This window comes from Vibrio hangzhouensis (genome assembly GCF_900107935.1).
GTDB classification, from domain to species: domain Bacteria; phylum Pseudomonadota; class Gammaproteobacteria; order Enterobacterales; family Vibrionaceae; genus Vibrio; species Vibrio hangzhouensis.
In genome coordinates, this window is sequence record NZ_FNVG01000048.1 from 1 (window position 1) to 12124 (window position 12124).

12 protein-coding genes are annotated in these 12124 nt (G+C 48.3%); 4 read left to right on the forward strand and 8 right to left on the reverse strand.

Annotated elements, in window-relative coordinates:
• Positions 1-63: 63 nt before the first annotated feature.
• Positions 64-621 carry an alkyl hydroperoxide reductase subunit C gene (gene ahpC, locus C4S60_RS22920; RefSeq protein ID WP_042500071.1) on the reverse strand — a complete coding sequence of 186 codons (558 nt, stop codon included), beginning with the start codon at positions 619-621 and terminating at the stop codon, positions 64-66.
• 312 nt (positions 622-933) lie between these two features.
• On the opposite strand from ahpC, the gene C4S60_RS22925 reads away from it, so the two are divergent.
• The gene (locus C4S60_RS22925; protein WP_244183182.1) at positions 934-2364 is read left to right on the forward strand and encodes a glutathione synthase; all 1431 of its coding nucleotides are present in this window, start codon (positions 934-936) and stop codon (positions 2362-2364) included.
• On the opposite strand, the gene C4S60_RS22930 is transcribed toward C4S60_RS22925, so the two are convergent.
• The 4 genes from C4S60_RS22930 to C4S60_RS22945 all read right to left on the reverse strand — a co-directional run bounded on the left by C4S60_RS22930 (position 2358) and on the right by C4S60_RS22945 (position 5268).
• Positions 2358-2864 (reverse strand): sigma-70 family RNA polymerase sigma factor, encoded by a 507-nt coding sequence (locus C4S60_RS22930; protein WP_244183183.1) that lies wholly within the window; start codon positions 2862-2864, stop codon positions 2358-2360. The genes C4S60_RS22925 and C4S60_RS22930 overlap by 7 nt on opposite strands.
• 85 nt (positions 2865-2949) lie before the next feature.
• Positions 2950-3183, reverse strand: a complete 234-nt coding sequence (locus C4S60_RS22935; RefSeq protein ID WP_103882820.1) for a thioredoxin family protein — start codon at positions 3181-3183, stop codon at positions 2950-2952.
• A gap of 20 nt (positions 3184-3203) precedes the next feature.
• Complete coding sequence (locus tag C4S60_RS22940; RefSeq protein WP_103882804.1) at positions 3204-4190, reverse strand: permease; 987 nt, start codon at positions 4188-4190, stop codon at positions 3204-3206.
• 133 nt (positions 4191-4323) lie between these two features.
• Positions 4324-5268: an alpha/beta fold hydrolase gene (locus C4S60_RS22945; protein ID WP_103882806.1), complete on the reverse strand. Its 945-nt coding sequence runs from the start codon at positions 5266-5268 to the stop codon at positions 4324-4326.
• 175 nt (positions 5269-5443) lie between these two features.
• Here C4S60_RS22945 and C4S60_RS22950 point away from each other — a divergent pair, with 175 nt between their 5' ends.
• Positions 5444-6163, forward strand: coding sequence for a helix-turn-helix transcriptional regulator (locus C4S60_RS22950; RefSeq protein WP_103882808.1), 720 nt, complete (start codon positions 5444-5446; stop codon positions 6161-6163).
• A gap of 24 nt (positions 6164-6187) precedes the next feature.
• On the opposite strand, the gene C4S60_RS22955 is transcribed toward C4S60_RS22950, so the two are convergent.
• Positions 6188-7231, reverse strand: a complete 1044-nt coding sequence (locus tag C4S60_RS22955; RefSeq protein ID WP_103882810.1) for an AraC family transcriptional regulator — start codon at positions 7229-7231, stop codon at positions 6188-6190.
• A 136-nt stretch (positions 7232-7367) separates the two neighbouring features.
• Here C4S60_RS22955 and C4S60_RS22960 point away from each other — a divergent pair, with 136 nt between their 5' ends.
• Both C4S60_RS22960 and C4S60_RS22965 read left to right on the forward strand, forming a co-directional pair.
• Positions 7368-8327, forward strand: coding sequence for an arginase family protein (locus C4S60_RS22960; RefSeq protein ID WP_160111398.1), 960 nt, complete (start codon positions 7368-7370; stop codon positions 8325-8327).
• Between the two features lie 17 nt (positions 8328-8344).
• Positions 8345-9703 (forward strand): pyridoxal phosphate-dependent decarboxylase family protein, encoded by a 1359-nt coding sequence (locus C4S60_RS22965; RefSeq protein ID WP_103882814.1) that lies wholly within the window; start codon positions 8345-8347, stop codon positions 9701-9703.
• A gap of 71 nt (positions 9704-9774) precedes the next feature.
• On the opposite strand, the gene C4S60_RS22970 is transcribed toward C4S60_RS22965, so the two are convergent.
• The gene (locus C4S60_RS22970) at positions 9775-11046 is read right to left on the reverse strand and encodes a DUF1254 domain-containing protein (protein WP_103882816.1); all 1272 of its coding nucleotides are present in this window, start codon (positions 11044-11046) and stop codon (positions 9775-9777) included.
• Positions 11047-11122: 76 nt separating this feature from the next.
• Positions 11123-11890 (reverse strand): hypothetical protein, encoded by a 768-nt coding sequence (locus C4S60_RS22975; protein WP_103882818.1) that lies wholly within the window; start codon positions 11888-11890, stop codon positions 11123-11125.
• Positions 11891-12124: the final 234 nt, after the last annotated feature.

Genomic DNA, 12124 nt, shown 5'->3' on the forward strand with positions numbered 1-12124 from the left:
GGGGCGTGCAACACGGACACGAAATGCCGTCTATTGCTGCGTTTGGTTAAGCTCTAAGAGCGTTTAGATTTTGCCAACCAGGTCCAGAGATGGTGCGAGTGTTTCTTCACCTTCTTTCCATTTCGCCGGGCAAACTTCACCAGGATTCGCTGCTACGTATTGCGCTGCTTTCACTTTACGCATCAGGTCTTCTGCGTCACGGCCAATGCCTTCTGCTGTGATTTCCATTGCCTGGATTACACCTTCTGGGTCAACCAGAAAAGTCGCGCGGTCTGCTAGACCTTGACCTTCACGCATCACACCGAAGTTGTTGGTGATAGTGCCGGTTTGATCGCCAACCATGTAGTAGTTGATTTTTCCGATAGTGTCTGAGCTGTCATGCCATGCTTTGTGAGTAAAATGCGTGTCGGTTGATACTGAGTAAACTTCAACACCGCGCTCTTGAAGCTCTGCATAATGGTCAGCAAGGTCACCAAGCTCAGTTGGACAAACAAATGTGAAGTCCGCTGGGTAGAAGAAGAAAACAGCCCACTTACCTTTCACGTCCTGCTCTGTAATTTCTACAAAGTCGCCCTGTTTGAAAGCTGTTGCTGAAAATGGCTTGATAGTGGTGTTAATCATAATTTTTACTCTCTCAATATGGTCTTGTTATCTGGTGTGGCACTGTCCTGCGCCGATGTGGATATATTGCAACGAGAGAGTGATTTTGAAAATTCGTCCTTTCCTATCTATTTGATTGGTGTTTTCTATCAATAGCGTTTGGAGAGTTAACATTCACGTTGACAGCATCAAAATTGAGAGTATTATTTCGAACAAATTAGAAATATCAAAATGTGAGCATTCTGGTGTCTCCGAGTGCCACTCGGTATGACCATCGTCCAATGCGATTAGGAGCAATCCACAATCAAAACCAACCTGAAGGTATCAATGAAAATGAACTACTCAACAGCCGCTATACAAGATGCCATCAACTGGATGATGACCCACAATGTGATGTTAAAAGCGACGCCAGGAAGCAGCAAGCACGCCGCGATTAGCCTTACGCCGGCGACAATTTCTGAGGCTCGCTTCGATGCACTTCGAGAGTCAGCGCCGATCTTTGGTCAATTGATCAACGCAGTTGCTGAAAATCATGAATTTCTTCGAGAAGCGATCGAGCCTGTTGCCCAAGGAGATGCATTCTTTCGCGAGCTACTCGCTATGCATCAAGCCATTCACCAGCAAGGCGATGCCAAACGAACGCCGCTGCTAATGATGCGTACCGATTTCATGGATGACCACGAGGCAGGGCCACAACTTATTGAGTTTAACGGCATTGCGGCAGGTATGGGACCATTTGGACAACGAGCCCATGAACTTCACCGCTACCTGCAGCAACAAACGCCCAATGCGTTTGCCAACTGGAGCGAAAACCCGCATGCACCGCTTATTGACAACCCAGCTATCAGCCGATTAGCTGAGGGGGTTGTGCATGTGGCGCAAGGCATCAAAGCGCAAACCGAAGAACGAGACCTCGCTAAGTTTTTAATGGTGGTGCAGGAAAATGAAGACAACATTTTCGATCAGTTCCTACTCGAACAGCAGTTGCGTGAGATGGGTATTGAGACTTACCGACGCACCTTCAAACAGCTGCACAGCTCACTGACTACCGGAGAAAATGAGCGCCTGATACTCGATGGCGTCGGCGGTATCGATGTGGTGTATTTACGAGCCGGCTATCAGTATTGCGACTATGCAGCGCACGATCTCGATAGCAAAAAGTGTTGTGACACCTTAATGAATACCCGAATTTTCATTGAGCAGCACAAGGTTGCCGTCAACGCGACAGTCAGCCAACAACTCGCAACCAGTAAGCGAGTACAAACGCTGCTTACTTCTATGACCGCTGAGCAGCTGACGCGTTTCGATCTCACTTTGCAACAAGCAGTGCGCGTAAAAGCACTCCTTGGTGAAATGAGACTGGTGAACGAAAAAAGCGCCGAGTTTATTCGCACTGAAAATGTCGACAACTGGGTACTTAAAAACCAAGGAGAAGGCGGCGGGCACTGCATTTTTGGTGAAGATATCCCCCGGAAACTGCATCAGCTTGCACCAGATCAATATGAGACATGGGCACTGATGCGACGAGTTCGCCCAGCACCAAGATCAACTCCAGCCCTAGTGGTAAGAGATGGTGTGGCAGATACCGTCGATGATCTAATTAGTGAACTCGGTCTATTCACGGTTCACCTAAATGGAAAACCGGTCACCGCGGATAATGGTTATGCCGGCTATTTGGTACGAAGCAAAGCATCGACCACCACCGAAGGCGGCGTACATAGTGGATTAGGGGTCCTCGATTCTCTTGCATACGAGGCTCATTGAGCGCGCTTGAAGTTGCAAACTCCTGACCGATCCTGCACAACGTGGCACTCATCAATCAGTCTTTGTTTTAATTCAATGCGAGCGCGGCGAAGCCGCGCTTTCGTTGCTGGCAGAGTCAAACCTTGTGTTCTCGCATACTCAGATTGCGTAACACCGTTTAAATCACAGACTTCAATTATGTGCCGATCGCTCTCGGACAATGTCGGCAAGATCCGCGGCAAGCACGTTTGCAATTGCTTCATCACAGGAAGTGTCGCATCAGGTGCCTCCAGATCGCTGATATCTTCAGACTCAATCTTACGACGCCAACGGTCAATAAACTGGTTTTTGGTCATTTTGAACAGCCAAGACTTCCCATCTTGCAATGAGCAAAAACGCTCACTATTCGACAGTGCTTTGAGAAACACTTCTTGCATGATGTCTTCCGTTTCATCCTGGCTCTGAGTCTGTTTTATCAGCCAGCCATAAAGCGTGGACTCTGTTTCCTGCCACGCTTTCATTAAGCACTTCATCTACCTAACCCAAATCATAATGTGTTGACGTTGCCCAAACGAACAACGTCTTATTTGATATTAGCTCACATTGTTAGCAGAGTATCTCTCGCACCTTATCTGTTGTCGGAACCGAACCAACATGTCGTATCTGACCATCAACTCCCACACCAGGAGTACTCATCACTCCTGCTTCTAAAATTTGCTCTAAACTGGTGACTTTTTCTATCTTAACCTGAATTCCCAGCTCTTGTGCCACTTGTGAAATTCTCTCTGCCGTTACCACACAATTTTTGCAGCCCGAACCGTATACCTGAATTGTTTTCATCATTACCACCTTGATTTTCATTAATAAAACGCATTAAACAACCACCCCACTATGGAGATAGCGACAAACAGGTACCCAGTGATCAGTGCAAGCAAGCGATATTGCATTACCTGCTTGAGCATCATGAACTCAGGTAAACTGATGGCGACAGCCCCCATACAAAATGCGAGAGTCGTGCCCAAAGGCATACCTTTTTCGATAAGAGAAGCCATAACGGGCACCACCCCAGAGGCATTGGTGTATATTGGAATCGCGCTGACTGTTGCCAGTGGTACCGTCCACCATTGACCTTCAGACAAGTTTTGTTCAAACCATTGAGCCGGGACAAAGCCGTGAATAAACGCTCCGATACCAACACCGATAATGACCCATTTCCAGATGCGCGAGACGATTGCGCTGGTTTCATTCACGGCGAACTGATGACGTTGGCGATAAGTCAATCGTTCTTGAGTCGACGCATCTCCACCGCCGGGTTGGGACTTATCTGCCTGAAGGTAGGCTTTGGCCAGAAACGGCTGCAACCAGCGATGCGCCTTAAAAACGTCGAGAATGAGTCCAGCAAAAATACCTAACGCCATACCAATCACGATATACATCACCGTAAATTTTATCCCCAGAATGCTACCCAACATGATCACCACCACTTCATTGATTAACGGCGAGGTGACTAAAAAAGCGACGGTGATACCAATAGGGATACGTGCCGACACAAATCCCATGAATAAAGGAATAGAACTGCAGGAGCAAAACGGGGTGATGGCGCCAAACATGGCGCCCAGACCGTAACCCACACCTCGGTTTTTGCCTTGCAGGTAGTCGCGAACCTTCTCTGCACTTAACGCTGCCCGAAGAAACGAAATGAGATAAATCAGGACGATAAGAAGGACCAGAATTTTACTGGTATCTTCAATAAAAAAGTGAATGCCGAGGCCAAGCGAGGTATCCGGATCAAGTCCCATGACAGAGTATGCAAGCCAGTCAGCTAATTGCGTGAAAACACCTAACATTGTGTGCCCTTATTGTGATGTACCTATTAACATCACGCACGAGGTGGCAAAAGGATACATTTCTTTTCACTTGGACAGCTAAGTGACACTTCAGCAATTAAGCCTTCGTCAAAGGACACACTCTCGGAGCAGGTTAAGAGGTACTCTCAGATTGCAGCCAATGTAATATCGCCTGATTCGTTTCCTCCGGCTTTTCTTGTTGAATCCAATGACCACAATCCAAGCTGACAACATCGACATTGGGTACAAACTCTGAGAGTGTTTCTGACTTGGGGATAGCATCTCTTTCACCATAAATCATCAACGTAGGCTGTTGGATAACTGGGCTTACTTTCGCCAGTAAGGACCAGTTGCGATCCAGGTTTCTGTACCAGTTAATACTTGCGGTAAATCCAGTCGATTCAAAGGCGTCGACAAACACCGCCAGTTCACGATCACTCATTAGTGGCTCACCTTGGGGGGACTCTGCTCTGGCAAGATTGATCATGACCATACCCGGCTCTGGCACTTTGGCTGGCTCGTTTTTCCGGTACAGGTTGCCAAGAAAGCGCGATGTATTCTCATTTAAAACCGCGTCGGCCACACCAGGCTGTCGATTAAAGTGCACAAAGTAGTGGTCACCACCCAGTAATTGTTCCATGAGTTCGATCCAGGGAGTGTCGCCACGCTCTTGGTAGGGCAAACTCAGGTTGACCACTTTGTTGACCCTGTTCGGATGCAGCAAGGCTAGACCCCAGACGACCATCGCCCCCCAGTCATGGCCAACAAAAATGGCATCCTGGTATCCATAATAGTTGAGAAGGGCAACGACATCGCCAGTTAGCTGCTCAATATCGTAAGCCATAACGTCTGCCGGACAAGAGGAGTTGCCATAGCCCCTCTGATTCGGAACGATGACATGATAACCGGACGCGACAAGGGCAGGTATTTGAAAGCGCCAGGAATAAGCGTGCTCTGGCCAACCATGGCACAGTACTATTGGGTTTCCGGCGTTGTGCTGGCCCGCTTCGAAGACTTCAAGCTCGACGCCATTGACGGGAATAAGAGTGGGTTTAGGGAAATCGGTTAAATTGTACATGGCTATCTCCATTATTTGTTGAGCAATAGCATCGCACTCCCCCGAGCGAGAGGTTTAATCCCGATTCTCACCAACAGGTGTCGACCGTGCGTTTACATGCTTGCTGTTTTGAACAGAGACTTTATATAATCATTTGGTGACAAAAACTGGCACCATAGAATGGAATTCTTACCCAATGAACGTTCGCCAACGACAAGACGCCATCGTGCGCAGCCTTCGCCGTAACGGCACATCCACCATCGCCAACCTGGCAGATCAGGTTGGCGCATCACGACGCACCATATTGCGTGATATTAGTGCGCTTCGTGATGAGGGCTTTGTAATTCAATCTGATCCTGGACGAGGTGGCGGCGTGCAACTGGACCCGCAATCTGTGCAAACCACTGTGCGACTCTCGGTGTCAGAGATCTTTGCGCTTCTTATCAGCGTAGCGTCGATGCGCGCAGCCGGAAACGTCCCCTTTTCGGGGCTCGCGGAGGCTGGCCTTGAGAAAATAGAAAAAGCCCTGCCATCGGACAAAGTTCGCGAATTACGTCGTTTTCTGGATTGCCTTTACATTGGAAAACTTGCTCCGCAAGTGGACATATCCAATCTAGGTGCCATGGATACCGCATTGTTGCCCACCTTTGAAACAGCGTTTATCAAAAAGCGACAGCTGCGCTTTCACTATCGGGATGCCAAAGGGGTAACGAGCCAACGTAACGTAGAGCCGCAAGCCCTGCTTATCTTGCCACCACTTTGGTATTTGGTGTGCTGGGATCCATCACGTGAAGACTTCCGCCATTTTCGAATGGATCGGATAAGCGCACCTGAAGTCGTGGAAGACACTGCGTTTCGCCGTCGCCATGTGCCATTCGATGATCATGTCTCCCCTGTTCGCAACCTGGCACGTTAAGGATTGTTCGCCTCACTCATCACACTAAATAGCTCTGGCTCCCTGCCAACTCGTCTCAAGGTGCAGAAACCGATACTGCAATGGCGACACCGCAAAAAACAATTTAAAGCTTCGGACAAAAGCGCTCGATTCACTGTAATTGAGGGTTTCGGCGATGGTGCCGATATCCAGCTCTGTGCTGGTCAGTAGACGTGTGGCAACCGACATTCTGGCGCTCAAAACAATATCACGCAGACTGAGGCTAGCTTTATTGAGCCTGTAGCTTAGTTGTCTCGCACTAATTGAAAACTCTGTGGCAATGTCTGGCATACTGGTGAGAGTAAAGTGAGAGCCAACCACGACGGCAATGATACGTTGTTTTAATGCCGTGCCCGGGCGTTGATCCGGCTTCGACTCCTTCATTAACTGCGATGACAGCATTGTGTCGACTTTTGTGCGATCAAAAGAAATCGGCTCATTTAGCCAGGTAAGGGGTAAGCGAATCTGTGTGGTCGGTTGATTAAAACGTAATGTACAACCGACAAACAGAGCATCGTACAGATCAAAGTGACGGGGGGCAGGATAGCAAAACTCAAACACCAGGTGCTCCATATCCTCTCGATTACCTATGATAATGTGCTTGAGCAATGCCCAGTACCCGGCCGCAAAGTCTTCACTCAGCACTTGTATATTCGGTGACTGGCTATCGATATCCGGGACAATACTCAGACCACCCTCGTCCTCATACAGAGATTCCTGATAATAGGTGGTGGTCATGGACAGAAATTGCTGGGACAGGCGAAGCCCGGAATGCACATTTCGACTGGAGGCGATAGCGTAGCCGTACAGGCCAAAATCCTCGACCGACACTCGCCCATAGATACGCAAATACAGCCCGCTGATATATTTGTTGTAGTGGTTAATAAGACGCTCGGCGGTGACCAAGCTCAGTGTCGAGTTTACTCCGTCCCACTCATTAAGCTGCCTTTTTAATCCCGTAAACAGCGCCGGACGTTCACTTTTTACTATCTCTGAAAGGTGCTTGACCAAGGTGGCCGCGATCTGGTGCTTCTGGTCCTTCAAGTTCATAAAAATCCAATTTTATCCTGAACATTTGTCCAAAATGTCAATTATGGTTCTAACTGTCAATTATTTGCGTACTTCTGCTGCCAACATATCTACTGCAAAAATGACTAATGCAGCCACCGCACTATGGAGAGTGACCATGGCAGATACCATTCCTAATTTTTACGCGCCTCCTCGCACCTTTATGGGAGCGGAGCGCATCACAGACTTATCGGCACAAACGCTGGATTACGCCATGCTCGGCGTGCCTTTCGCAGAAGGAACCTTTGCGCCCCATATCCAATCTGGACAGGCCGATATGCCCAACGCGCTGCGCGATAACCCTCCTACCATATTCTTCGATATTGGCGACGTCGGTTTATATGACGTAGATACCGATCTCACGCTTCTCCAAGGCACTAAAATTGGTGACATCGGTGATGTCGTCATCAGCCCAGGAGAGGGTGAACTGAACCGAAACCGCATCACCAACAGCGTCAAAGCGGTCTTAAAGGCAGGTGCTGTACCCATCACGGTAGGGGGTGATCACTCTATCACCTATCCGCTAGTGCGTGGTTTTGAAAACTGTGGATACAAGATTGACTTCATTTACTTCGATGCCCACCTCGACTTCGCCGACATGCCGCTGGAGTCAGAATTTAACCATGGCACCCAAACCACCCATATTCGCAGACTGCCCTTTGTGAGAAACATTACCGTCATTGGCGCGCGCAACTCTACCGCAGCCGAGTTTAAACGTGCAAAACAGGCCGGGATTCGAATTGTGCCAGTAAGCGAAGTCGATGCCCGCGGAGCAGAAGCGATTATGCAGGAAGTTATCGATGCCAGCGTGCCAACTTACGTCTCACTCGACATCGATGGCATGGACGCAATTTACGTCCCAGGCACCACACACCCGGAGTCAGGCGGCATGACCTTCAAACAACAGAAAGAGCTGCTGCTTGAACTTAACAGAGCGGCAAAAGGCAACATTTGTGGCTTCGATATTGTCGAACTGTGCCCTGCCAATGATGTCAATCACATCACCGCCCTGACCGCGTCTAAGCTCACCGCCCTGATGATGGGATACCGTACCCACTTTTTGAATCTTTCCGCTTAACTCCAAAGGTCTGAATTATGCCGATTATGCAAGAAAGCAACACCTATTTCCCAAAGAGTGGATACGCAAAACAAGAAGTTCTGAACAAACTTGACGAGCTCAAACAACAGATGGTTCCAGTCGACGGAGGTCGATTTGGTATGTATTCACTCAAGGGCAACGAAGATATCCAGGATATCGTGGAACAGGCGGCGCTTAAGTTCTTCTCATTCAATGCTCTGTTTACCTTCATGAACAAACCTGCCGGCCAAATTGAGGATGAACTGATCGAGATGATTCGTGAGATCTTCCACGGCAGTGAGGACATGCGAGCAAACTTCACCACTGGTGGTTCAGAATCTATCTATTGTGCAATGAAGGCGATGCGCGACTGGGCAAGGGAAACCATGCCACACATCAAAGAGCCCGAACTGGTGATGCCTTATTCGGCACACTCGGCTTTTTCTCGTGGTGGCAAATACTTCGGTATCAAGATAGTGCGAACACCGGTCGCAAGCGATAACCGTGTTGATATTGCAGCAACAAAAGCGGCGATTAACGCAAACACCATTGGTTTGATAGGCTCCGCGCCTTGTTGGCCTTTTGGGGTTTATGATCGCATTGAAGAGCTCTCTGATATTGCGATTGAAAAAGGGCTGTGGCTTCACGTCGATGCGTGTGTCGGGGGGTATCTGGCTCCATTCGTTAAGAAAGCGGGTTACGACGTACCTGACTGGGACTTCAACGTTCCAGGCGTTCGCTCCATTTCTGCTGACATGCACAAATACGGTTATGCACCCAAGCCGATGTCAACGGTGATGTACCGTAGTGGTGACGAGCAATTCCATCACTATACGGTGGTAGATGACTGGCCATGCGGCACCTACTTTTCTCATTCTTTAGGAGGAAGCCGGACATTTGCTTCCACCGCAGGCGCGTGGGCGGTCATGAACTACCTGGGCGAAGAAGGCTATGTTGAGAATGCCAACCGAATCATGACCATCAAGAAGAAACTGATTGATGGCTTGGCGGGTACTTCCGATTTGCATACCACGCAAACTGACCTGTCGCTGCTTATCATTGATTCAAGGACTCTCGATATTACGAAAGTTATCGGCGGTATGGCACAGCGCGGCTGGAGCCTGCTTGGTAACACTCACCCCCCCGCAATTCATCTCACCATCGACCCGATATCTGATCAGGAAGTGGAGCGCATGCTCGGTGATTTTTATGAAGTCGTTGAAGAAGTAAGGTCCGGAAAGTCAGATGAGCAGGGATCATTAGCCTATTCTGGCGGTCAGGGAGAGGGCTACACCCCAAAATGGGTGCAGCAGGTGTTGGACATGCTCCCCAAGAAACGAAAAGAGAGCACTGAGAGACCGGAGCACACCAGGTAAGTCGCTAAACAATACAGGCCAGCAACCAGCATTACACTGATAACTGGCCTGTTTATTACTAACGCATCTCTTTAATTTCTGTAATGAAACGTCGCTTTAGGTACCATCATGGCTTCTAGCTCAGACCCATTATAGATAATGCTTTGAGCCGTCTTCCCCGCCAGATCTTCCTGAGGCAAGTAGTAACGCACAATAAAGTAATAGTCTTCACCATCAATGACTGGCATCCAGTAAGTACCATTGTTAGGGTCAGCGCTGGAGAAGGTAATGGTCAAGTTACCCTCTGCGTCAGGAACAGTATTACCACCCGCCCAAACCTGGCGCTCTGAGCCTCCAATAGAGGCAGGATCCAGAGGCAGACGCGTGTCATCAGAGTAACGTGTCACCGACCAAAACTTACCAACTGCCTGATGGTGAGGCATAGTGAGCACAAAGTCCTCTGCACCATTAAGCTTGTTGCCTTCTGACGTCATTGGAATCAACTCATAATAAGCATGCTCTGCCGGAAAGCCCAAATGTCCTAAGTGAGTAAGCACCGAACGTCTTCTTTCATCGGCCAAGTCGTCGGGGTGACCCGGGTATTCGAAGCCAGACAAATTATTGACCACTAATCCCGAACTGGCCAACGAGTGGACATAGTGACGAACTTCAGCCAGTCTCTCCTGGTCATAACTTTCATCGGCAATAACGGCCTGCATGTTATCGCGCGTTTGCTCCCAACCATCGGAGATTTGGTCAGCAAATTGAATCACCGCTCGTACGTCTTGTCGATCAGGAAGCGTTATATCCGACGCAGGAGCCATATTGTTCACAACCAATTGCTTGCGCCATTCATCAGCCATTCCATTATCGCGATATTCAAAAGTTTGCACGCGGATAAATGAAAAAATCAGATCATCTTTCACTGTTATCGTGTCAATGTAGTCGCCATCGGGAATCGAATAATCAGCCCCTTCCCTCACTATGAGGTAACGACCACCGGCCTGAGGTGTCACTTGGTGATAAATCGAAAAATGCTCGGCATCAATCAGGTGAAGGGACGCGTAACGTTGCTGTTCCCTGGACGGCACCTGGATTTCTACGGGGCCGTTTGTCACATCTAACATCGCTTTGGCGTATATGTGATCCAAAGCGGGGGTAATCACATCCCATGTATGATCAGCTAAACCCGGATGCTCAAACGTGTTAACACCATTTTTCTCCATAAAAGCCACCATATTTTCCATATGATGGTAGACACGCTGCCCGGTTAATTCTGCGTCTGTCGGCGTGTTGGTCGAGGCAAATGTCACAGAACTCAATGATAGTGAAGCCATTAATAGCGATAGAGCTGTTTTTTTCATAACGATACCTATTTAAGGTTGTCGCTAGTCCATTAGCGTCTTGTTTAATTGATAGTTTTAGAGCCGGCATCAGTAATTAAAACTGATAGTTATACTCCACCCTAAAGTCCGTGCCATTCAATGCCTCACCAAAATTCCAGAACGCTCGTACATTGCTTCTGTTATTTAACTGATAGCTGGCTGCTATTTCATGCTGCCAACCATAAAGCTGGCTAAACGCCTCTACGCCACCCAATTGACTGGTATACATTGGATTGTAATTTAGCCAGATGTTGTCGGTAATTTCGATTTTTGAGTACAGCCCGACTAAAGCAAAACTCGATGGGATGGTGTAACCGATGGATCCATCATAATCTGCCTCTGAGTCAAGCAAGCTGGAGTGAATGTCGGCCACGTTCACGCCTATACCTAGCAACGGGTATAGCTGCACTGGTCCCATTTTTGGTAGCGCTTGAATCAACGAGTAAGAGGCAGAGCCCAATTTGTTATCAAAGTCCCAGTTCAAATCTACCTGCGATCCCAACCCGGTATCGGTATTTACGTTGAAGTGTCGATAACGCAGCGAGTCAAAACTGTCATCCCCCTTCAGACCCAATGAGTCAGCAGCAAAGCCTTTCGCTTCAATAACATGCATTGCCATGGTTGAGTCGTTATTGGTGTCATAAGCTTGTCCGAATTTGAAGTTGATACCCTTATTGGTCACTCCCATTCCCGCTTGAGAGTACACTGCCAGCGGGTCAGACATGTCTTGATAATCGTCTGCCAATACTGGTGTAACTGACAGTGAGACCAGCGAAGCCAGTGTGGTGATTTGGATTGTTCTTTTCACAGTATTTAAAGTCATAATTACTCTTGCTTATTTTTCTGCCCTCCTTAGCAGCAACAGTCGTGCTTAAGCACGAACATAAATTGGAAGATTGGATCGCACACTGACTTCTCATTTCGATGCCTTTATACTCAAGTAGCCTCAAGATGCGTGTTCAGCGAGAATTACTTGGCTTCTAGGCGCGGCAGTGATTTGAAGATCTAGTGGCTCTAAATCGAAAATCGCTAACAAAGCATATAAGCCAAGTAAACT

Coding starts and splice junctions, on each gene's coding strand:
- ahpC (WP_042500071.1), bottom strand. CDS start 621: ATGATTAACACCACTATCAAGCCATTTTCAGCAACAGCTTTCAAACAG.
- C4S60_RS22925 (WP_244183182.1), top strand. CDS start 934: ATGAACTACTCAACAGCCGCTATACAAGATGCCATCAACTGGATGATG.
- C4S60_RS22930 (WP_244183183.1), bottom strand. CDS start 2,864: ATGAAAGCGTGGCAGGAAACAGAGTCCACGCTTTATGGCTGGCTGATA.
- C4S60_RS22935 (WP_103882820.1), bottom strand. CDS start 3,183: ATGAAAACAATTCAGGTATACGGTTCGGGCTGCAAAAATTGTGTGGTA.
- C4S60_RS22940 (WP_103882804.1), bottom strand. CDS start 4,190: ATGTTAGGTGTTTTCACGCAATTAGCTGACTGGCTTGCATACTCTGTC.
- C4S60_RS22945 (WP_103882806.1), bottom strand. CDS start 5,268: ATGTACAATTTAACCGATTTCCCTAAACCCACTCTTATTCCCGTCAAT.
- C4S60_RS22950 (WP_103882808.1), top strand. CDS start 5,444: ATGAACGTTCGCCAACGACAAGACGCCATCGTGCGCAGCCTTCGCCGT.
- C4S60_RS22955 (WP_103882810.1), bottom strand. CDS start 7,231: ATGAACTTGAAGGACCAGAAGCACCAGATCGCGGCCACCTTGGTCAAG.
- C4S60_RS22960 (WP_160111398.1), top strand. CDS start 7,368: ATGGCAGATACCATTCCTAATTTTTACGCGCCTCCTCGCACCTTTATG.
- C4S60_RS22965 (WP_103882814.1), top strand. CDS start 8,345: ATGCCGATTATGCAAGAAAGCAACACCTATTTCCCAAAGAGTGGATAC.
- C4S60_RS22970 (WP_103882816.1), bottom strand. CDS start 11,046: ATGAAAAAAACAGCTCTATCGCTATTAATGGCTTCACTATCATTGAGT.
- C4S60_RS22975 (WP_103882818.1), bottom strand. CDS start 11,890: ATGACTTTAAATACTGTGAAAAGAACAATCCAAATCACCACACTGGCT.